This window comes from Dyadobacter sp. CY356, from assembly GCF_021440195.1.
Lineage (GTDB): Bacteria > Bacteroidota > Bacteroidia > Cytophagales > Spirosomataceae > Dyadobacter.
This window is the reverse complement of sequence record NZ_JAJTSZ010000002.1, coordinates 996326-1018263: the sequence shown is the minus strand read 5'-3', so window position 1 is coordinate 1018263 and position 21938 is coordinate 996326. Positions and strand designations below refer to the sequence as shown.

General features: G+C 42.2%; 21 protein-coding genes. 13 read left to right on the top strand and 8 right to left on the bottom strand.

The window, feature by feature from the left end; all coding sequences use genetic code 11:
- Window positions 1-295: 295 nt before the first annotated feature.
- The 8 genes from LXL81_RS10620 to LXL81_RS10585 all read right to left on the bottom strand — a co-directional run bounded on the left by LXL81_RS10620 (window position 296) and on the right by LXL81_RS10585 (window position 8990).
- Window positions 296-2191, bottom strand: a complete 1896-nt coding sequence (locus LXL81_RS10620; protein ID WP_234646758.1) for a monovalent cation:proton antiporter-2 (CPA2) family protein — start codon at window positions 2189-2191, stop codon at window positions 296-298.
- Window positions 2188-2787, bottom strand: coding sequence for an NAD(P)H-dependent oxidoreductase (locus tag LXL81_RS10615; RefSeq protein ID WP_234646757.1), 600 nt, complete (start codon window positions 2785-2787; stop codon window positions 2188-2190). Before LXL81_RS10615 ends, LXL81_RS10620 begins: the two co-directional genes overlap by 4 nt.
- A 33-nt stretch (window positions 2788-2820) precedes the next feature.
- Window positions 2821-3540 carry a hypothetical protein gene (locus LXL81_RS10610; RefSeq protein ID WP_234646756.1) on the bottom strand — a complete coding sequence of 240 codons (720 nt, stop codon included), beginning with the start codon at window positions 3538-3540 and terminating at the stop codon, window positions 2821-2823.
- A 250-nt stretch (window positions 3541-3790) separates the two neighbouring features.
- A complete protein-coding gene (locus tag LXL81_RS10605; protein WP_234646755.1) occupies window positions 3791-4564 on the bottom strand; it encodes a LytTR family DNA-binding domain-containing protein in 774 nt (257 codons plus the stop codon).
- Window positions 4561-5601 carry a sensor histidine kinase gene (locus LXL81_RS10600; protein ID WP_234646754.1) on the bottom strand — a complete coding sequence of 347 codons (1041 nt, stop codon included), beginning with the start codon at window positions 5599-5601 and terminating at the stop codon, window positions 4561-4563. Before LXL81_RS10600 ends, LXL81_RS10605 begins: the two co-directional genes overlap by 4 nt.
- 1 nt (window position 5602) lies before the next feature.
- Window positions 5603-6583 carry a GAF domain-containing protein gene (locus LXL81_RS10595; RefSeq protein WP_234646753.1) on the bottom strand — a complete coding sequence of 327 codons (981 nt, stop codon included), beginning with the start codon at window positions 6581-6583 and terminating at the stop codon, window positions 5603-5605.
- A gap of 144 nt (window positions 6584-6727) precedes the next feature.
- Entirely contained in the window at window positions 6728-7672 is a 945-nt protein-coding gene (locus LXL81_RS10590; protein ID WP_234646752.1) for a GAF domain-containing protein, read from the bottom strand.
- Window positions 7673-7988: 316 nt separating this feature from the next.
- Window positions 7989-8990 (bottom strand): bestrophin family protein, encoded by a 1002-nt coding sequence (locus tag LXL81_RS10585; protein WP_234646751.1) that lies wholly within the window; start codon window positions 8988-8990, stop codon window positions 7989-7991.
- Between the two features lie 586 nt (window positions 8991-9576).
- Between LXL81_RS10585 and LXL81_RS10580 the strand changes: the two genes are divergently transcribed.
- The 13 genes from LXL81_RS10580 to glgX all read left to right on the top strand — a co-directional run bounded on the left by LXL81_RS10580 (window position 9577) and on the right by glgX (window position 21929).
- Window positions 9577-10440 carry an ester cyclase gene (locus LXL81_RS10580; protein WP_234646750.1) on the top strand — a complete coding sequence of 288 codons (864 nt, stop codon included), beginning with the start codon at window positions 9577-9579 and terminating at the stop codon, window positions 10438-10440.
- A 35-nt stretch (window positions 10441-10475) separates the two neighbouring features.
- On the top strand, window positions 10476-10889 hold the full coding sequence (locus LXL81_RS10575; protein ID WP_234646749.1) for an ester cyclase: 414 nt from the start codon (window positions 10476-10478) through the stop codon (window positions 10887-10889).
- A gap of 66 nt (window positions 10890-10955) precedes the next feature.
- Entirely contained in the window at window positions 10956-11396 is a 441-nt protein-coding gene (locus LXL81_RS10570) for an ester cyclase (protein ID WP_234646748.1), read from the top strand.
- An 87-nt stretch (window positions 11397-11483) separates the two neighbouring features.
- Entirely contained in the window at window positions 11484-12311 is an 828-nt protein-coding gene (locus LXL81_RS10565) for a type 1 glutamine amidotransferase domain-containing protein (protein WP_234646747.1), read from the top strand.
- The gene (locus LXL81_RS10560; protein ID WP_234646746.1) at window positions 12301-14007 is read left to right on the top strand and encodes a thiamine pyrophosphate-binding protein; all 1707 of its coding nucleotides are present in this window, start codon (window positions 12301-12303) and stop codon (window positions 14005-14007) included. The genes LXL81_RS10565 and LXL81_RS10560 overlap by 11 nt, the downstream gene beginning before the upstream one ends.
- Before the next feature lie 30 nt (window positions 14008-14037).
- Entirely contained in the window at window positions 14038-15570 is a 1533-nt protein-coding gene (locus LXL81_RS10555) for a GMC family oxidoreductase (RefSeq protein ID WP_234646745.1), read from the top strand.
- A 32-nt stretch (window positions 15571-15602) separates the two neighbouring features.
- Complete coding sequence (locus LXL81_RS10550) at window positions 15603-16025, top strand: hypothetical protein (protein WP_234646744.1); 423 nt, start codon at window positions 15603-15605, stop codon at window positions 16023-16025.
- A 99-nt stretch (window positions 16026-16124) separates the two neighbouring features.
- On the top strand, window positions 16125-16517 hold the full coding sequence (locus LXL81_RS10545; RefSeq protein ID WP_234646743.1) for a nuclear transport factor 2 family protein: 393 nt from the start codon (window positions 16125-16127) through the stop codon (window positions 16515-16517).
- A gap of 26 nt (window positions 16518-16543) precedes the next feature.
- Complete coding sequence (locus LXL81_RS10540) at window positions 16544-17122, top strand: DJ-1/PfpI family protein (protein WP_194120032.1); 579 nt, start codon at window positions 16544-16546, stop codon at window positions 17120-17122.
- A gap of 4 nt (window positions 17123-17126) precedes the next feature.
- A complete protein-coding gene (locus LXL81_RS10535; protein WP_234646742.1) occupies window positions 17127-17549 on the top strand; it encodes a VOC family protein in 423 nt (140 codons plus the stop codon).
- A 66-nt stretch (window positions 17550-17615) separates the two neighbouring features.
- Window positions 17616-19439 carry an AGE family epimerase/isomerase gene (locus LXL81_RS10530; protein ID WP_234646741.1) on the top strand — a complete coding sequence of 608 codons (1824 nt, stop codon included), beginning with the start codon at window positions 17616-17618 and terminating at the stop codon, window positions 19437-19439.
- A gap of 27 nt (window positions 19440-19466) precedes the next feature.
- On the top strand, window positions 19467-19805 hold the full coding sequence (locus tag LXL81_RS10525) for an STAS domain-containing protein (protein ID WP_234646740.1): 339 nt from the start codon (window positions 19467-19469) through the stop codon (window positions 19803-19805).
- Between the two features lie 3 nt (window positions 19806-19808).
- A complete protein-coding gene (gene glgX / locus LXL81_RS10520; RefSeq protein WP_234646739.1) occupies window positions 19809-21929 on the top strand; it encodes a glycogen debranching protein GlgX in 2121 nt (706 codons plus the stop codon).
- The last annotated feature ends 9 nt before the right edge of the window (window positions 21930-21938 follow it).

The following is a 21938-nucleotide window of genomic DNA, read 5'->3' as shown; positions in this document are numbered from 1 at the left end:
CACAAAAGATTAATATATCGAGTTGATATCTTATTTTTTTGCCAGGTGCGGCAGCACCGAAATATTTCCAGAGATCACAAAGGATTAATATTGACTTGATATCTTATTTTGCCAGGCGCGGCAGCACCGAAATATTTCCAGAGATCACAAATGATTAATATATCGACTTGATATCTTATTTTTTGCCAGGTGCGGCAGCACCGAAATATTTGTAGAATGACCAAGACACTGCATGCTTCCTAAGGTGCAGCGCACCGCAATAATCCCGCTGGTAATGTGAAGATCCAATTCCTCATTATTTTGTTGAAGCCCCTCCCGGATCTTTTCCAAGTATCGCTTCTTTGACAAAATTGCTATCCCAGGAATGGTCATTATCCGAAAAACTGAGCAACAGATCATTTTGCAGCAACTTTTCCTGAATGGCAATTTCGTCTTTTGAATTGAGTGCGTATTCTTTCATATCATACCTTGAAGCTGCCAGTTTTGCAAGCGCTTTTTCATCAAATTTGATGAACTTTTGTCCCTGTCGCGTAGCGGTGTGTTTTCTGAAACCGAGTTCTCCCAGAGCATCAACAGCAAGCTGAACTGCTGTGTAAAGCGTCTCGCGATAAACATGGCTTACACCGGTTTCCATCAGTTCATGGGCGTCGAAACGGTTTCTGGCGCGAGCGAGAATTTTAATATGAGGGAAATGTTTTCTTACAGTGTGAACAAGATTGCTGTTAGTTTCAGGAGAATCAATTGCCGCTATCAGTAGTTTTGCACTTTCAATACCGGCTGATTTCAGCATATCAATACGTGTTGCATCGCCATAATAAACCTTAAAACCCATCCTTCTCAGCAATTCTACCTGATCCGGATTGTTGTCCAGAATGGTAGCCTTGATTCCATTCGCCCTGAGTAATCTACCAATGGTGCTTCCAAAATGACCAAAACCGGCGACGATTACATCGTGATGCTCCTCAATCGTGTCACCAGGTTTTTCGACTGGTTTTTCCTGAATGCCAAAATGTGGGTGAATAAATTTTTCATGAACTAAAAGCAGAAGTGGAGTAGTCATCATACTGATTGCTGTGATGGCGGTCAGTTTTCCGATCCATTCTTGATCGATAATATTGAGTTGTCCGGTAAAGGAAAGCAGCACAAATGCAAATTCGCCAACCTGACTGAGACCGAGAGCAAACAGGAAGTTCTGGTCGATGTTAAGTTTGTAAATTTTTCCAATACCAAACAGGACAATGAATTTGATAAACAAAACCAGCAAAACAAGAGTTGCGATCTGCGCAGGAGCTTCCTGGATTAACTGGAAATTAATCGATGCACCTACACCCATAAAAAACAATCCCAGTAACAAACCTTTAAACGGATCAATATCACTTTCAAGTTCGTGACGGAATTCACTGTTTGCCAAAACAACGCCAGCCACAAAGGTGCCCAAAGCCGGACTTAAACCGACCATTTCCATCAAAAAAGCAACGGCCACAACCAGTAAAAGTGATGACGCCGTAAACATTTCACGAAGCCCGGTTTTAGCAATGACCCGAAGCAACGGAACGACGAGATAAGTACCAATTCCATAAATTGAACCTACCGCGGCAATAACCAGAATCGTTTGGACCCAGGCTGGAAGTCCGCTTAACAAGGAAGGATGGGCTTCATCGGCAACGACGGCCGTAGTTGCAAGCAGAGGCAAGATAGCCAGAATCGGAATGACGGCGATATCCTGAAATAACAAAACCGAAAAAGATGCCTGACCTGCTGTGGTTTGCGATAATCCCTTTTCTTTCAAAGTTTGCAAAACAATGGCGGTGGATGACATCGTCAAAGTAAGGCCGGCTGAAATTGCCGTTGTCCATGGCCAGCCCATTGATATAAATACCAGAAAAAGTAAAATGCTGGTACCAAAAAGTTGGGATAAGCCGAAGCCGGCTATCGCTTTTCGCATTTTCCAGAATGCAGCTGGTTCCAGTTCCAGACCGATAATGAATAACATCATGACCACGCCAAATTCTGCAACGTGCATAATATCCTGTCCTTCTTTTCCAATAAATCCAAGTACAAAAGGGCCAATGATGATACCGGATAGCAGATATCCAAGTACGGAACTCATGCCAATCTTTTTTGCAATCGGTACGCAGATCACCGCTGCACCCAGATATACCAAAGCCTGTGAAAGAAAATCGCTGGTCATAGTTGTTGGTTTTCTTTTACCCAATCATTCAGGTAGTTATATTTTTTTAAAGCCTCTATATCAAGATCATTATTCGCCAGGTAATCAAGAAGAAAGTGATATGCTGCGGTTTGTTCGTCAACCTGGTCTTTATGGATCCGGTGCGATCCGTGGGTGACAAAAGGCGGCAGGTAATCCATTTTACATAACGTTGCCGTCTGATCAAAAGGTGCAAGAAACTGTCGGATCGTGAATCGGTTGTTTGCCTCCTCATGATAGGAATGTTCGGGAGCTCCTGTCGTGATAACCTGGAAAACGGATTTTCCTTTAAGTGCAATTCCGCCCGGGCCATAAGCCCAGCCTGCTTCCAGCACCAGATCAATCCACTGTTTTAACAGCGCCGGACAGCTATACCAGTAAATCGGATGCTGCCAGATAATAATATCGTGATCTGTCAATAGTTGTTTTTCCTTTTCAATATCAATATTAAAATCAGGATAATGCTCGTATAAGTCGTGAAAAGTTACACCGGCTGGATAGTCTGACACCAGCGTTTTGTTTACTCTTGATTTTTCAAAAAGAGGATGGGCAAATAAAATCAGTACACGATTTGACATAAAACTTTTTAAAATGTGGACGGCGTTCTGATCTTAAAAATATAAATCTTTTACCTTTTTCCGGCTAACGACATCCCATTCTTCAAATCGACGCAAAGTGACAAACGAGCCATACTGCCAGTTTGTATTAATGATTACAGCACCAACTACAAAAATATGTTTTCCGGTAAAATCCGTACTACGGATCATATGATCAATCATGCTCCCGGATTCTTCATAAATAATGTCTGTTGCTTCTTTGACAGAATCTGATGAATTCAAAACTCTGTCTTTTTGATTGAATAAAAATTCCTGTAAGGAATGCTGCTGATAGTCGTCAGCAGGTTTTTGACCGGATATTATTTCATCATTTTTTAACCGGTTGAGGGCCAGGATTGTTGCTCCACAACAAGTTGAATCGTGATTTTGACCTACACGCAGGATTTTTCCGGTATCTCCTTCAGCATTAATTCCAATGTGAGGAGCATAAAATATCAGAGCCGCGCCTTCCTCAGGAACGTGGTGGGCAAAAGCGGTCATTCCGGTGATACCTGTAAAAGGATAACCATTTAGCCCACCCAGATTAAAAGGACCAAGCATTTGTCTGCCTTCCATCGGGTATTCAATATTATTTACGTCATCAGAACAAATCGAATGCGCAAGCAGGATCCGGTCAGGACTAAGGCCATAGTCAGACAAACCTTTGTATACATTCAAAATAAAATCGGAGGAACTGACGGCGTTGGGATAATGTGCTTTAACTTTATCAAGCATAACAAGACTGATTTCGGATGGGAGAAAATTTCACGATGCAAGATTTTAAAATGGTATGACAATATCAGGTTTTTGACTTTGAAACGGATATTATCGCTTGCTAAGCTGAAATTTTGATGGGTGTAAAAAATATTTAGTTCCCCAGAATGCCGTAGGCATGACCGAAATGGTAGCCCCGGAATTTATTCCGGGGTAATAGTGATCATACGGTAGGGCCTAAATGCCGTAGGTATGGCCGATTTTAGAAGGTTTATGGCGTGTCTTCAAACCATTTTTTAAATGTCGGAACCCGCTCCTTACTAACCAGAATCAGGTTCGTTGAAACCGGAAAGACCCGCATCAGCAGCCTGCCGTTGAAATACAACTCAATATCTTTAATACAATCCCTTGAAATAATAAACTGTCGGTTAGCCCGGAAAAAATTTGAGGTATCCAATTGATTTTCAAGCTCTTCCAGCGATTTATCCAAAATAAAACTCCGGTCGTCGTGAAGCATTGCCGTCACAATTCCGTTCTGGATGGTAAGCCAGGCGAAATCCTGCGCTTTTAATGGAATCAATTTATCCCGATAAGGGACCAGAAAACTCCTTCTTGCATTCTTTTTATTTAGGATCTGCGAATGGACAATTTCTTCCAGCACCCTTACTTTCGCCGTTGTATTTTCCTTGTTAAGCTGATAATATTTATCCATACTAAACCGCAGCAATTCCGGACGAATGGGTTTCAACAAATAATCAATGCTGTTAAATTTGAATGCGCGCATTGCATATTGGTCGTGGGCAGTTGTAAAGATGACCGGACATCCGATTGAAACCTGTTCGAAAATCTCGAAACAAGTACCATCGCCCAATTGTACATCCATAAAAATAAGGTCAGGCAAGGCATTGTTTTGAAGCCAGTAAATAGCCATTTCTACACTTTCCAGCATGCCCAGCACATTTGCCTGCGGATCCATCTGTTGTAAAAGCCCTTTCAGATAATTAGCTGCCGGAACTTCGTCTTCAATGATTAATATATTTGTCATGGAGATTCAATTAAAGGGACTTTGACTAAAAATTGTTGCGCATCATGAATCTGGGAGGTTTCTTTTCCGGTTTGAAGGCGGTAGCGCGCATCCAGATTTTGCAGGCCTATCCCGCTGCTGGCAACATTTGTTTTCCGGGTAATAGAGTTTACGACCAGCAACTGTTTTTCAGCTTCATCCAGTTTTACTTCAATGTGGAGAATGTGGTTGGAGGTAATTACATTATGTTTAATCGCGTTTTCAATCAGTATTTGTAAAGAAAGCGGAATGATATACCATTCACGGCTCGTTTCCACGTTATCAAATTTATACATCAGCTTGTCGCCAAACCGGGCTTTGTGCAAAGCCAGATAAGAACGGGCGATATCAAGTTCGTCAGAAAGTTGAACGACATTCTGGTTCTGTATTTTCAGATTGTAGCGAAGAATATCCGAAAGGTCATGCACAATTCTCTGCGCTTCTTCCGGATTGCTGGCGATGGATATATTGAGAATATTAAGTGCGTTGAACAAAAAATGCGGATTTAACTGGTGTCTCAGCGCGTCGAGTTGTGTTTTTAACTTTTCTCTTTTGAGCTGTTCATTTTCCAGATTCATCTGATAATTTCTTTGATCCACCTCCAGAAAGTCACCAAAAACACGGATAGCAAGCAATACTAAAATGTTATAACCAAAAGTTACCTCATTAAAAAAGAAAATGTTTTTTTGAGAATTTAAGGTTAATAACTGTAACTGGAATAGCAGTTCAGTCAAAACAAAAAACAATATCAGCGACAGGAAAACCTTGACATATGTTTTTTGTCTGTTAAACCATCCCGGAATATTACAAATATGGAAAAGATAAAGATTGCTGAAAATCCAGGAAAACAGAAAATTTGATATCAGTTGGACACCAAGATAAGCCAATCCAAACCCCTCCACGTTGGGTGAAGGTGAAGAATTAATGATTAGGAATAACCATGGAACACTAATGAACAGGCTCCATATAATACAAAACCGCCAGGCAAGCGCAACACCTTTGTCATAGAGAATTTTCATACTATGCAGCGGAGGTCACTTGTAGATGATTCGATTTAAATTGCAGGGATTTTTCCTTATAAATGTGTTTTTCATGAATTAATGCGCAGACAGACTGGATCAGCTCAATTTCATCCACGGTCCATTCTCTCAGATTCATGGTATCTTCCAGGCCGATAAATCCTGCCCATTGTTTTTTGTAAAAAAATGGAACAGCAAGAATGGATTGTATATCACGATTTTGAAACATGTTTCGCTCACTTTCCGGTAATTCTTTGAAAAAGTTCGCAAGCGGTTGGTCGTTTTCAAAAAGTTTATCCCAGCGTTTGAAATATGGATACCAGGCAGACGAAGAATTTGCCAGATATGTTTTTTCCAGACTATATACCCCGGGAGCGCGATATTCATTTGTTTTTACTATACCAATTAAGGTATCAGGAAGTTTGACTTTTTGGCAGATATAAACGCGGCTAACGTCCAAAGCTTCGGTTAACAAACTTAGCGTGTTCATCACACAGCAATCTTTTTCGCTTTTAAAATTCAACGACGTTAATTCTTCCTGGCAACGCTCCAAAACTTTTTCATGAAAATTTTGCTTTGTTTGATCAATTTGAGCAAGGCGGACCATCGCGTTTTGCTGCCATTTGGCCAGCGTCGTTTCCATCGCTTCAAGCCAGGAAGATTTGTTGGCGCTGGTAATATAAAAGTTGGTTGCCAGAATCGATAAAGCCTTGTCTGCATTGACAGGGCACACACCTTCTGCCATAACAAGGCATGGAATATGATTCCCCAGCACACTCACAAGGTCAGAAACCTGTCCGTCAGGAAGGGTACAATTGGAAATTACAAGATCAAATTTGTCGTGATAACAGGCCAGAAGTGCAAGTTGCTTGGTAGGCGCAATTTGAATATTATAGATATAACCTGCTGCATATAAAGATTCACGAATGAGGCTCTGCCATTCATTCCGGATTGAAACGATTAATAATTTTAAGGGTTCCATGAAGTTAATCTTTACGTTGGTCGGGTTCTAAACCTCTATATAAAAACACTGGGAATATCAATGCAGAAGATAGCGAAGTTATAGGCTTATACAGTATTAAAATCACTAATGATGCGCTATAAAAATGTTTTCTTTAAACAGAAACTAATTATTGTTGTTTTGAAAGGCCGGGGTTATTTGAAAGTGCATGTGTTTTTCATGGATCAATTCTGACACAGATTTGAGAAAACTGATTTCAGAAGTGGACCAGTCTCTTGGGTGCATACTATCTTCAAATCCAATAAATCCATCCCAACTTTCATTATAAGAAATAGGTATAGCCAGGAAAGATTGCATATCTCTCGTCTGCCACCAGGATTTTTGGTCGGGCTCCAATGCTGAAAATTTTATTTGAACGGGTTTTTGTGCAGAAAAAGATCTGTCCCAGCTTTTGTAATATGGATATTCAACATTAGAATTTTTTCTATTTTTTGGTTTCACACCAGGGGCGCATACTTCGACTGTCTGCACAATTTCCGTGGCTTGATTTGCGGTGCCGTATTTGCGGCAAATATAAACCCTGCTGATATCAAGAACTTCACGGAGCAGATCCAGAGTGTTTAATATAGCGTTTTCGGTAGATTCATTTCCTGGTGAAAGTTCTTCGGCGCAGCGCAAAAGTGCAGTTTCAAAAAGGCTGTTATAATTTTGATCAAATACGGCAATTCGTTCTTTTGCAGCATTTTCCCAGATGGTCATCGTGTTTTCAAGATGCGTAAGCCAGGAAATAGACTCGGAACAGCTGATATAATAATTGGTTTCAGGAATAAAAAGTATCGATTCTGCCGTGAAAGGGCATTTCCCTTCTGCCATGACCAGACATGGGAGTAAATCCCCAAGTACACTGACAAGATCAGTAACCGGTCCGTCAGAGAGTTTGCAATTGGAAATTAATATGTCGAATTTTTTTTCACCACATGCCTGCAAAGCATTTTGCTTGCTGTCCGCGTGGGTAATCTCAAAGCTGTAATTTGCTTCGGCCAGAGAGCTCTCAATAAGGGTTTGTGATCTTCCTCTTAACGATACTACCAATAACTGCAAGGGTTTCATTGCGTGTAATTATAAGGGTTTTCTACATGTTTGAAAGTGTATAAATTTCAAACAGCTGGAATTATTTCGATATAATGTGTGAGAATAACAGATGAATGCTGTCGTGAGTCAAATCAAAAGGAAACGAATTGGCTAATAATATCTGAAAGGTGCCTTTGAGGTGTGTAAGGAATACAAAGATAGCAGAGTACTTAAATTTTCAATGATTATTTAATGAAAAAAGAAAGCAAAATCTGCATTATTTTAAGCTTTAAATTATTAACCACAATACGCCAAAAGGTGTAATTCAGGCTATCAGGTTAATTACATTATTTTTTTACATTAAAATATTATCAATGGCTTCAATAGGGGCCGGTATGTTTTCTTCGTTCAGCATATCCCTCAGATCGGTTTCAATGATTCTGCAAATGGCGGTCATCGGAACATCATTGATCGCATTTTCAAAAGGATTTTCACTGGTATCACCAACCACTTCCATTGTATTAAATATCCAGGCAATCACTACATAAAGCGGGATACCCAGCCAGACAGCCGGGCCGGTAAGTTTGGCAAATTCTGTCAGTAGCCCAAATGGCAGAATCAGGAGAAATAGCCACACAAACAATTTGCTGTAATAGGCATACTGCCTTGGAAACGGAAAACTCTTGATGGCTTCACAGGCACCCTGATGGTTATAGAATTCCTGTACCATTTCCATCAGCCGGCGATGCCCTGTTTCTGTAATACATCCCCGCCCGGCGAGCTGCGTGATCCGCACGGCTTGTGTCTTCATAATCTGGGTGGCAATATTTCTTTTCTTGCCATAACTTTCAGCTTCAATTTCCGGAACATATTCCAGTAGAATTCTGGTGACATCCGAGGAAACCTGTGCATGATTATCCACCCCAACTACTTGATGAGCAACCGTACTGGTATCTCCCCAGACACTTTTTCGCCGCAATTGAATTCGCACAATATTGAGGTAAGCAATATGGCGATATAATATTTCTTCTTTTATAAAGCTTAATTCTTCCTGTGAAAGATCCGGGCAATTAATGAAAGCAACAATATGCGCTCCAAAACTCCGGCTTGCATTGATCATTCCGCCCCAGGAACGTCTGGAATCCCACAGTCTGGCATAGGAAGCATTATTTTTAAAACCGACAGAAAAAGCAACTGCTGTACCAATTAATCCGATTGGGACAAATGATACACCTATATGAATTCCAAAATAAAAATAAAGGACAAAAAGACTGCTCGAATAAATCAGGAAAAGTAAAACGGAACGCCAGGAAAATTTAAAGATAAGGTTTGGTTTGATCTCTCTTGCGGTATACATTTTCGTAACGTTATATATTAAGCATTTCAAATATTAAGGTTACAAATTTTTAATTTCATGACCGTTTTCCGGATGGTTTGATCGTGAAGCTGAAAATATGTGACTTGAAGCAGACGATTCCGGGCCTGAACTTTATGTTTCTAATTGATATTTATGAAGCTGGTAATAATTTTGAAGAGAATTTGATTTATATCAATATATATTATTGATAAACTAATAAAGATTTTTACAGAAAAGCTGGATTGACAGAATTCGCTATAATAAGTAATATTGTGTTTGATAAAATATTATTTTATTAAATGGCTTATAATCAAATGAAATGCTATATTTTATTTCAAAATTAAGTCAATGTTATGGTGTTGTAATTTCAATTACAGATACGGACGGTTTGAAGTACCGAATCAACAGGTTCAGGTTTATTTTTGTCAGTTTCAGCAATGATTTGTAACAGCTCAGAAGTTTAAGTGAGGATATTTACATCATAATCTACGCAAAAGCGGGTTAGATGAGAGCGATGAGCTTCTCTTTTAAATTCGCTCCGTAGTTTAAGATCTAAACGTATTAACCCTCAAAAACTTCAATACTAATGAGCGCAAACAAGTCCCTTGCTCGTCGTTATTTTTATCAGATCATGAATGGAATGAATGCGGAAACTGCGCATGAAATTCTCTCCGAAGATTTTATTTTTACGTTGCCGACACATCCGGAGCCGTTTCACGGACCAGACGGATTTTTAGGTTTGGTTGGAATGTTACACGGTGCTTTCCCCGATTTTTATATCAATCCACAAGAAATGATTGCCAACGATGATTGGGTCATTACGCGCTGGATTGGAGGAGGCACACATTCCGGAATTCCGCTTTTAACTGTTAAAGGTAATGTGGAAGCGTCGGGAAATTTCTTTGAAATTGACGGAATGACCTGGCATACGATTAAGGACGGAAAAATTGCTGAATCAATTGGTCATGAAGATACACTTGGATTAATGCTGCAATTGGGTGTTTTGCCAAGTAATACAAAAAAAGTAGAACCAGACCGTGCTGCCAATGAATTATTGGCCACCCGTTATTTTGACGAAATCATGAGCCAGGGAAAACTGGAAGTGATTGAAGAGATTCTCGATCCTGAATTCGCCTTTATAATTCCAACACAACCTGAGCCTATTAAGGGTTACGAAGCTTTTACAGAATTTGTTAAGTATCTGCACAATGCTTTCCCGGACATCAAATTCACTGTAATGCGCCAGACTTCGGAAGGCAACAAAGTGGCTTCGCGATGGAGTATTGCCGGGACACATCAGGGAGAATTCCTTGGAGTACCTGCTTCCGGACATCATCTGATCGATTATGGCATTGATATTTTTACAATTAAGAATGGGAAAATATTCTCTGTTCATGTCAACGAAAACGATTTCGGTTTGATGCAGCAACTTGGCGCTATACCATCCTGATCTGTTATTCTCCTCTTTTTTAAAATATCAATGTTATGTCAGAATTAGAAAAAAACAAGGCGATTATTCGTCGCTACTGGTTCGAGCTCTGGAACGAGAAGCGGATTGAAGTGCTGGATGAAATTGCTATCGAAAATGTTGTTTTTCATTTTCCACAGGGCCAGGCGCATAAACCCGCAACGCTGAGAATCTGGTTTGAAACTGCGCTGATCGCATTTCCTGATGTGCACTTTACACTTCATGACGAGCTGGCCGAAGGCGACAAGGTGGTTAGCCGCTGGTCTTATGAAGCCACAAACACTGGAACTTTCCTTGGTCGTGAAACGACAAGCATAAAAGTAACCGATCTGGGGATTGACATATTCCGTATCGAAAATGATAAGATCGTTGAAATGTGGGTGGCTCAGGACAGCCTTGGATTGTTACAACAACTGAAAGTGCTTCAATAAAGATTGGTTTGGAGCCTACAAAATATTTTAAAAGACCACAACAACCCTTTTAATCAAGAAAAAACCATGTCTTATACTGCCGAACAAAACAATGCAATCTGCGTTGAATTTTTTGAAACTGCCTGGAATACAGGTGTAATTCGTGAAGATTTATTGTCAGAAGATGCTATCGATCATTCTCAGGTTGGTGGCAAAACAGTAAGCGAACCAGGTTCCGGGAGCTTTAAACATATCGTTGGCATGTTCCGTGGCGGTATGCCTGATGCAGCGATCAGTATCGAAGACGCCATTTTTGCAAATGACAAAGTGGTGCACAGATGGAGACTGAACGGAACCGATACGCAGGGAATTATGGGAATGCCGCCAAGTGGAAAACATATCTCAATGACCGGAACCACAACCGTTCGTCTGGCAGACGGAAAAATAGCTGAACGTTGGGCAAATGTAGATGAGCTGGGTTTGTTGCAGCAGCTTGGTGTGGTACCGCCACCTCCCGGTGCTAACTGATAATCGATATTACGTATAATAAATATCGTTATTAATTATTTGACGAAAGACTTGAATTAGTTAACCCATATTTCAAACATCAGTGTTATGTCTAAGAAAATATTAGCAGTTCTTTCCGAGTATGGTTATTGGGGAATAGAACTTGTTGGCCCTCTTGAAAAATTGGAAGCTGCGGGATATACCGTGGAATTTATCACGCCAAACGGAAAAAAAGCAGAAGCCTTGCCACCAAGTTACGACACTACGTATGTGGATCCTCCGCTTGGCACCTGTGTTACCACGCCGCTCGCAGCAGAAAAAGTGATTGCTTTTGAAGCTACAAACCGGTTGGAAACAAGACAAAATCTATCTGAGGTTATTCCACAGCGACCATATTTTTCAACGCCTGATTTTCTAAGAGCATTTGAAAAATATTATGCTGATCTGAAAGTTGCGCAGGATAAAATTACGGAAGAATATGCAGCTGTTCTTTTGGTAGGAGGCAGCGGACCGATTATTGACATGGTTAATAATCAGCGTGTTCATGATCTTATCCTTGGGTTTTATAAGAAAAATATGCCGGTAGCGGGAATTTGCTATGGTGTTGCGCCACTTGTTTTTGCCCGTGATTTCAACGAGAGAGATTCCATCATCAAAGGAAAACATGTGACTGGCCACTGTATCGAATACGATTATCACGACGGAACCGGATTCCTGCACACAGATTTGAATATGGGGCCACCGCCTTATGTTTTGGAATATATTCTTTCTGACGCGGTTGGACCAGAAGGCAAATACCACGGAAATTTTGGAAAAGAAACTTCGGTTATTGTTGATTATCCATTCATCACTGCCCGCTCATTGCAATGTTCATTTGAGTTTGGCGATCAGTTTGTAAACGTACTGGATAAAGGTCTGACTCGTTATGGCTGGTAAAACCGGAAATCAGAAAATAATTGAACAATTCCTGGCTGACGGGATGGATCATATGTTCGGAAACCCCGGTACGGTGGAGCAAGGTTTCCTTGACGCACTGGCCGAATATCCGGAAATGAAATACATTCTGACCCTTCAGGAAACCATTGCCGTCATGGCTGGTGACGGGTATGCGCGTGCAACGCAAAAGCCAACGCTGGTTCAGCTGCACAGCTCACCCGGAATTGGAAATGCAGTCGGGGCGATTTATCAGGCAAAACGTGGTCATGCGCCACTTGTCGTAATCGGCTCGGATGCAGGGGTGAAATATCTGAACATGGATGCCCAGATGGCCAACGATCTGGTGGGCATGATGGCACCGGTAACGAAATTTTCCACAATGGTAACTTCATCAAAATCTGTTTTGCGGACTTTGAGAAGAGCGATAAAAATTGCTGCGACACCACCGATGGGTCCGGTTTATGTCTGTCTTCCGATGGACATTCTGGATGAAATAAATGATGAGCCGGTTTTCCCAACCTCCATCCCTTCAACACGCGTGGCACCGGCTGACGAACTCATTATTCAGACCGCCGAAATAATGCTCGCGGCCAAAAAGCCTATGATCTTCGTAGGCGATGGTGTGGCCTATTCGGGAGCAACAGTTGAACTGGCAAAAGTTGCGGAACTGCTTGGTGCAGAGGTGTATGGTGTTGAGTTTGGAGATCTGGTAATGGATAATACACATCCGCTTTATCAGGGTTCCACAGGCCATATGTTTGGTGAGTTTAGTCTTCCGATTACCCAAAAAGGAGATGTAAATCTCATTGTCGGAACCTACATGATGCCGGAGGTTTTTCCTGGGCTTGATGATATTTATGCTCCTGATGCGCAGGTAATTCATATAGATCTCAACGCTTATGAAATCGCTAAAAATCACCGCGTTGATCTTGGCATCGTGAGCGATCCAAAGCTTTCGCTGAAAGAACTGGCGGACGCTATTGAAGAATTAATCACAGATGAACAAAGATCTGCCGCCGCTGCAAGAGCAAAAGAAATCGGTGATTTGAAAGCCGAAAAACTGGCAAAAGAAAAGAAAGCTGATCTGGATCAGGTTGGAAAATCTCCACTCCATATGTCTCAGTTCGCTGCGGTGCTGTCAGAGAAATTACCGTCTGATGCGATCATCTTTGATGAAGCCTTAACCAATTCTCCACCGGTAACCCGATACATTCCGCCAACAATTCCGGGACATTATTTCGCAACGCGCGGAGGCTCCCTTGGAGTAGGTTTTCCGGGAGCGATCGGTGCTAAAATGGCCAATCCTGATAAAACAGTAATTGGATTTTCCGGAGATGGCGGTAGTATGTATACCATCCAGGCGCTTTGGTCTGCGGTGCGTCATAATACCGGGGTGAAGTTTGTAGTCTGTAACAATGGTTCTTACAAATTGCTTCAATTGAACATCGATGTCTATTGGAAGGAAAGAGAAATTCAGGGTCATAACCAGCCTTTACCTTTTGACCTTTCTTACCCTGTGATACGCTTTGATTTACTGGCTAAATCACTTGGTGTTGATGCAGTCCGGGTCGAAAAAGAAGAAGATATTCCGGCAGCGATTGACCGGATGCTGGCCGATGATAAGCCTTTTTTGATCGATCTTGTTTTAGAAGGAAACTATAAAACAGATTGGGTAGTAACCAACTGTGCGCAATAAAAATCTTAAATCCCTCCTCTATATAAAGTTATGGATTCTGATTCTAAATACGATTATGTCATCGTGGGCGCTGGTGCGGCTGGAAGTGTGCTGGCAAATCGCCTGAGTGCTGATCCGGCCAACAAGGTTTTGCTTGTCGAAGCTGGTGGCGCGGATCAAAACCCTGCCATTAAGGATCCTGGCGGTTTTGTGAGTCTATGGTTTTCTGAACTGGATTGGGCGTTAAAAACAACAAATCAGCCCGGATTAGCGGATCGTTCGATTGTCATTAATCAGGGGAAAGTTCTGGGAGGAAGTTCTTCAATCAATGCGATGATGTACGTGCGGGGCAATCCGGGAAATTTTGAAACCTGGAAAGCACAAGGCGCTGATGGCTGGGGATATGAAGATCTTTTGCCATATTTTATTAAGCTGGAAAACTTTGAAAACGGAGCTTCTGAATTGCATGGAATGGATGGAGAATTGTCAATCCGTGACTGTCCGGACGATGTAATGCGTTCAGAACATTTTCTGAAAGGGGCGATGGAATTGGGTTATGACGGGCCTGATTGGGATTATAACGGTGCCCGTCAGGAAAATGGTGCAGGTTTACTTCAATTTCATATTACCGAAAATGACAAACGCGATAGCGGTGCTTCTGCTTTTCTTGATCCGGTTTTTGATCGCGAAAACCTAACGATTCTAACCGGTTGCCAGACCACTAAGATCATTATTAAAAACGGCACTGCCGTTGGTATCGAATATATTATCAGCGGAATTAAAAATCAGGTTTTTGTTTCAAAAGAAGTGATCATTTCGGCAGGTGCACTTGCTTCACCAAAACTGCTTTTGCTTTCCGGAATAGGACCGGCTGCTGAATTGAAAACTTTGGATATTGAAGTGGTGGTTGATCTGCCAGGTGTTGGTAAAAACCTTCAGGATCATTTGCAGCTGCCTATGGTTTTTCGTTCCAAAATTGAAATGCCGGAGACAACGCTTTTGACAGGAAACGTACTTTTTGTCAATACAAAAAAAGATGACGGACTGGTGGATTTGCAGTTGAATTTCACACCAAGTTTGCCAGGACCCTTAGCACCGCTCTTACCGGATTTTGGAGGACCAATCTGTATTTTCCTCCCGATTCTCGTTCAGCCTGAAAGCAGGGGAGAGGTAACATTATCATCCAAAGATCCGCTTGAACCGGCTGTTATTGATCCACATTATCTTGAAAAAGAAGCTGATCTGGAAGTATTGAAAAAAGCGGTTGAGCTTGTGCGAAATCTTGCAGCAACGCCAACTTTTCAGGAATTAAGCGGAGGAGAAATTGCGCCGGGAGAAGCTGATATCACAGATTACATCCGGACACAAAGCTCAACCCTATGGCATCCGGCCGGTACTTGCAGAATTGGAAAAGATCCCCTTGCCGTAGTCGATCCAAGATTAAAAGTGCATGGAATAAAAGGCTTACGTGTAGCAGATGCTTCCGTAATGCCAACCGTAACCAGCGGAAATACAGTGGCTTCCAGTTTTGTAATCGGTGCGAAAGCTGCTGACCTGATCCTGGAAGATTATACCAATCAATAGAAATTTTTATCCAAACATAAAATTTAGAAGCGATGCTTACTGAGGAATCAATAAAGGAATTAGCAACCGAATGGTATAAAAAACTGGACGTTCACGTGCCGATGGTTGAAGTATTGCCACACTTGGCCGACAAAGAACTGGAAATGGTTTTTCCGGAAGCGACAGTGTATGGATATGCTGGTTTTGAAGGCTGGTTTCAGCGTGTGATCCGTATTTTCTTTGATGAAGTACACACGGTAAAAGTGGTGGAACCGGTAATAACAGGCGATACGGCTACGGTAAAAGTGGTGGTGCAATGGGAGGCCAGTGTATGGAATGCCCCGGAGGCTTATAGCAAAAGAATCAAATGTGACGCATTTCAAACCTGGGAAGTGAAGGCTCAGGGAGACAAGGCGATCATCACAAAATATATCGTTGACGGCCTGGAATACCACGAAGGCTCGGCAACGCTATAACCTGGAATTTGCATTTACTCAACGTTAGAGCAGGATCTGTCAACGACAGGCAGGTCCATGTTCATACTGAAAAAACCACTTTTTTAAAATCCTGAAAAGATGAAAAACGTACCGGATACCAAACTGGGCAAAATGTACAAGGAGCATATTCAGCATATTCTGGATAAGAATATCGAAGCGCTTTTGGATCAATATACCGACGACGCCACACTGATCAGCAGCTTCTCAAAATCTCCTGTTATTTATCAGGGAAGAGAGCAGGTGAAAGAACATATGCAGGGAATTTTGGGAATCGACGGCCTGGAAACTGACATTGTTTTTTGGGCAGAAACAGAAAACCCGGAAACGTTAATGATCACAGAGCAGATCACAATGACCGTTGGAGGAGAAAAAAGTGAAATGCGTTTCGCAGATAGCTGGGTTTTGAAAGATGGGAAAATCGCCATTCACTTTGCTGGTATGGTGCAGCACCCAGACGGTACTTTGGCTTAATTTTTACACTCCTCAACATACAAAATATGAAACTTGCCGGTAAAAAAATCGGAATTCTCTTTGAAGCCGATTACTTCGAAAACGAAATTTTCTATTACAAATACCGCTTTCCCGAAGAAGGCGCAGAGATCCATTTTTTATCCCGGCTATGGGGAAATGATAAAATTACTTTTACCGGTCATGAATACAAAGTTCCTATGGATTGCTGGGAATCTTTTGAAAACATGAGCGATGAAGAATTACGCAGTTACAGTGCAATCATTGTTCCCTCAGGTATGGTTTCAGACCGTCTTCGTTATACCGAAGATGTCGAAAAAATTCCACCGGCGACCGAATTTCTTAAACGTGCATTTGCAGAAGAAAGCATTCTGAAAGGAATAATCTGTCACGGTTTGTGGCTGACAGCACCGGCTACGGAACTGGTAAAGGGTAAAAAACTGGTTTGCCACAACAATCTGATCGGAGATGCAAAAGCTTATGGAGCGATATATACCAATGAAGATGTAGTCGTTGATGGGGATTTGGTAACCGGCCGTTCAGGCGGACATGCCCATCTTTTCGCGAAGAAAATTATTGAGATTTTATCTGAATCGACTAAATACTGAAACCATGAAAACATCCTTTTTTCATTTGGCGGTGACAGTAAAAAATCTCGCAAAATTCGAAGCTTTTTATGCAAAACATTTTGGGTTTAAAAGAGCTCGTGTGATCAGCCTCGGCGATGATGCAGAACTGGTATTCCTCAAAGATGACCACGGTTTTTACTTTGAAGTTTTCCCTCCGGAAGAAAACCGTCCTTGCCCGATGGAAGAAGCCGACGGCCCGCACTACCCCGGTCTGCGTCACTTCGCTTTTAGTGTGGATGATGTGGAAGCAAAACTGGAAGAAATGGGTTCTGACGCGGTTATAACGCTTGGTCCTCTTCATTTTGACGATGTGATTCCCGGCTGGAAAACGGTCTGGCTCAAAGATCCCGAAGGCAATATTATTGAAATCACGCAGGGTTATAAAGATCAGGAAGACCTGGCCTGACCTGCTTATGATATTAAATTATCCATACCTGAAAATTTAAATCAACAACCCTTTTTATCGACTCAAATGAATATAGACTTCACCTTTTCAGACACCATTGCGGGCTATGTGTATGGCTTCAATCCACAGGAACGCTGGTTTCTTTTAGAGACTTCGGATAATAGAAAATTCAAGGTCAACCTGATCCCTTCGACTTATGCACGAGGTACACGCAACCTGACGGAAGGATGGCAAAATCCTGGCGAAATTGATACTTTCCTTGCTACCAATGGGCAGTACGTTTTTGCTTACGGTACGTTTTATCCAAACGCAGGCCAGGATTCAGCAACTTTTGAAGCGCAGCAACTGGTATTTCCGGGTAATGAGCCGACAAAGTATCGTCATGAAGAACAAAACTGGTGGATCGAGCAAATTAGTTCTATCGCAACGAGTTATTTAAAATGGCAGTTTAACTATCCACAAGACGAAATTAATTACAAGAATTACCGCACGATGCTGCATCTGGGTGGTTCGAAAAAGGGCGATTATCTTCAGGAAACGGACACGATTTCCCGTATGGTTTATGGATTTGCTTCGGCTTATTTGCTGACCGGAAAAGATGAATTCCTTGAAGGCGCTGAATTGGGTACGGAATATCTTCGTGACCACATGCGTTTCTTTGATCAGGACGACGATCTTGTATACTGGTACCACGGGTTAAAAGTGGAAGGTCAGAAAGAAACGAAACTATTGACTTCGGAATTTGGTGACGATTTGGATTCGCTTCCTATGTATGAGCAGATCTATGCTTTGGCCGGACCTACGCAGACTTACCGCATCACGGGTGATCCAAAAATTCGTTTTGATATTGACAAAACAATTGATCTTTTTGAAAAATATTTCAAAGATCACAATGGAGAAGGTTATTTCTCCCACCTCGATCCTATTTCTCTGGATGCACATGAAGAGTCTCTGGCTCACAACCGTGCACGGAAAAACTGGAATTCGGTGGGTGACCACGCACCGGCTTACCTGATCAATTTGTATCTGGCAACAGGTGAGAAAAAACACGCTGATTTCCTTGAATACACTTTTGATACGATCACAAAACATTTCCCGGATTATGAGAACAGCCCGTTTGTTCAAGAGAAATTCTTTGAGGATTGGAGCAAAGACCAAACCTGGGGATGGCAGCAAAACCGTGCGGTAGTAGGCCACAATCTGAAAATTGCATGGAATTTGATCCGTCAGCAATCGCTGACACCAAAAGACGAATACCTTGCTTTTGCGAAAAAAATCGCAGAATTAATGCCGGCAGCTGGCTCTGATCAGCAGCGTGGCGGTTGGTATGATGTAGTTGAACGTGTTGCAAAAACCGGTGGAAAACATCAGTTCGTATGGCACGACCGCAAAGCATGGTGGCAGCAGGAACAGGCGATTCTGGCTTACCTGATTATGTACGGTGTTTTGGGTGATGAAGACTACAAAAAATACGCTCGTGAATCGGCTGCTTTCTACAATGCATTCTTCCTTGATACGGACGATGGCGGTGTATATTTCAACGTATTTTCAAACGGTATGCCTTACCTTCTTGGAACCGAACGTTTCAAAGGAAGTCACTCGATGAGCGCGTATCACAGTACTGAATTGTGCTATTTGTCAGCGGTTTATATCAATTTGCTGATCACAAAAGAGCCAACTTACTTCTACTTCAAGCCGTATCCGGGTGGGTTCAAAGATAATATCCTTCGCGTTTCGCCGGATATTTTGCCACAGGGAAGTATCTACATCAGTGAAGTATTTATTGACGATGTTCCATACACAAATTTCGATGCTCAGGCACTGACAGTAACCTTGCCGGAATCTGACAAAGCGGTTCGTGTGAAAGTACAGATCAGCCCTGCCAAGTAGTTGTAAAAACATACTAACGAACTTCCTATGAAAGTTACAATAAAAGACTTCGACGACATCGCTGTCGTCGAAGCAGAAGGCAACATCGATAGTAAAACAGCGCCGGAGTTTGAACGCAATACCAAACTTGCCACGGATAAATCGAACATCATCGCGATAGATCTGACCGCAGTAGAATTCATGTCCAGTGCCGGACTTCGTGTGCTTCTGATGCTTTACAGGAATGTGAAAGCCAAAGAAGGAAAAGTGGTTTTGGCTGGTGTTTCAGAAGAAATTCAGGACGTGATGTCAATGACTGGTTTTATCAACTTTTTCAAAATCGTTGATACGAAGGAACAGGCTCTTTCCTTTTTAAAACAGGCTTAGGTCATGGCAACAGACATTCGTATCGATTATTACCCGACCCACGAACAGGAGGGTATTAAATTCCGGAGGGGCCATGTGCTTCCGTTTGGCGCCACGATGGTGCCAAATGGTATCAATTTCAGTATATATTCCAGTGAAGCTATTGACTGCACGCTGGTTTTATTTGAAAGAGGAGAAGCTGCACCGTTTGCTGAAATTCGTTTTCCTGAAGAATTCCGCACTGGAAATGTTTATTCAATGATCGTTTTTGATCTGGATTATGAAAGACTGGAATACGGTTACCGTATGGACGGACCTTTCAATCCTGAAAAAGGACATCGTTTTGATAAAAGCATTATCCTGAGCGATCCCTATGCGAAAGCCATTGGCGGACGTGATACATGGCTGGCAAAACCAAACTGGGATGACATTTATCCATATCGTTCCCGTCTTGTTTTCGAAGATTTCGACTGGGAGAATGATCATCCGCTGGAAACGCCGATCGAAGATCTTGTGATCTACGAAATGCACGTCAGAGGTTTTACACAGCACCCGTCCTCAGATGTAAAAAATCCGGGAACATTTGCAGCCATTCGCCGCAAAATCGCTTATCTGAAAGAACTGGGTATCAACTGTGTTGAGCTCATGCCGATCTACGAATTTGATGAGTGGGAAAACAGTAAGGAAAATCCTGTGACCGGCGGTTTGATCGTCAATTTCTGGGGTTATAGTACTGTTAATTTCTTCTCTCCAAAAGCAGGTTATGCAGCTACCGGAAAGTTTGGAATGCAGGTTGATGAGTTGAAAACGCTGATCAAGGAATTGCATAAAAACGGTATTGAAGTAATGCTCGACGTGGTATTTAACCATACTGCTGAAGGTGATCACCGTGGCCATACGATTTCTTTCCGAGGAATTGACAACAAAACATATTACATGCTGACGCCGGAAGGTTATTATTTCAACTTTTCCGGAACAGGAAATACGCTGAATTGTAACAACCCGGTTGTTCGGAATATGGTACTGGATTGCCTTCGCTACTGGGCTGCTGATTATCATATTGATGGCTTCCGGTTTGATCTTGCAGCCATTCTTGGGCGCGACCAGAATGGTGCGCCGCTAAGCAATCCGCCGCTTTTGGAATCGCTGGCACATGACCCGATTTTGGCCAAATGCAAGCTGGTGGCTGAGGCCTGGGATGCGGGAGGACTTTATCAGGTTGGATCATTTCCTGCCTATGGCCGCTGGGCTGAATGGAATGGAAAGTACCGCGACGGTATCCGTAAATTTTTGAAAGGTGATGATGGATTGGTGGGCAAAATGGCCCAGCTCGTTCAGGGTTCTCCCGATCTTTATTACTATCGCGGACCAACAGCCAGTATCAACTTCATTGCCTGCCATGATGGTTTTACGTTGTATGATCTTTTCGCTTACAATGAGAAACATAACATTGCAAATGGCGAGAATAATAATGACGGTGGAAACGACAATGATTCCTGGAACCATGGTGTAGAAGGCGAAACCGAAGACGCAGGTATCAACCAGCTGCGCCACCGCCAGATCAAAAATGCACTTTCCATTCTGATGGTAAGCCAGGGCGTTCCGATGATTCTTTCAGGAGATGAAATGGGTGTTACAAAATTTGGTAACAACAATACCTATTGTCACGATAACGAACTGAACTGGACGGATTGGGGATTATTGAAAAAGAACGATGATATCTACTATTTCGCCCGCCACATTTTGCGCTTCAGAAGAGCGCATCCGGTATTGAGAAGTGCCACGCACTTCCAGCACAGGGATTATGTGGGAAGCGGATTTCCGGATATCAGTTTCCACGGAACCCAAGCATGGAAACCGGATTATTCTGATTCGAGCAAATGCCTGGCATTTATGCTTGACGGTGCGCACGCCAAAAACGGCAGTGTCAAAGATGACATGATCTATGTCGCGATGAATACCTATTGGGATGCGCTTTATTATGAACTTCCGGCACTTTCATCAGGCAGAAACTGGTATCTGGCCGTAAATACAAGCATGCCTTCGGGCGAGGATATTTTCGAAATCGGAAAAGAACCAATCTTGGCCGAACAAGGCAGATTCCTGGTAGGAGGTAGATCGACCGTAATTCTCGTAGGCAAATAAATTTAGCTT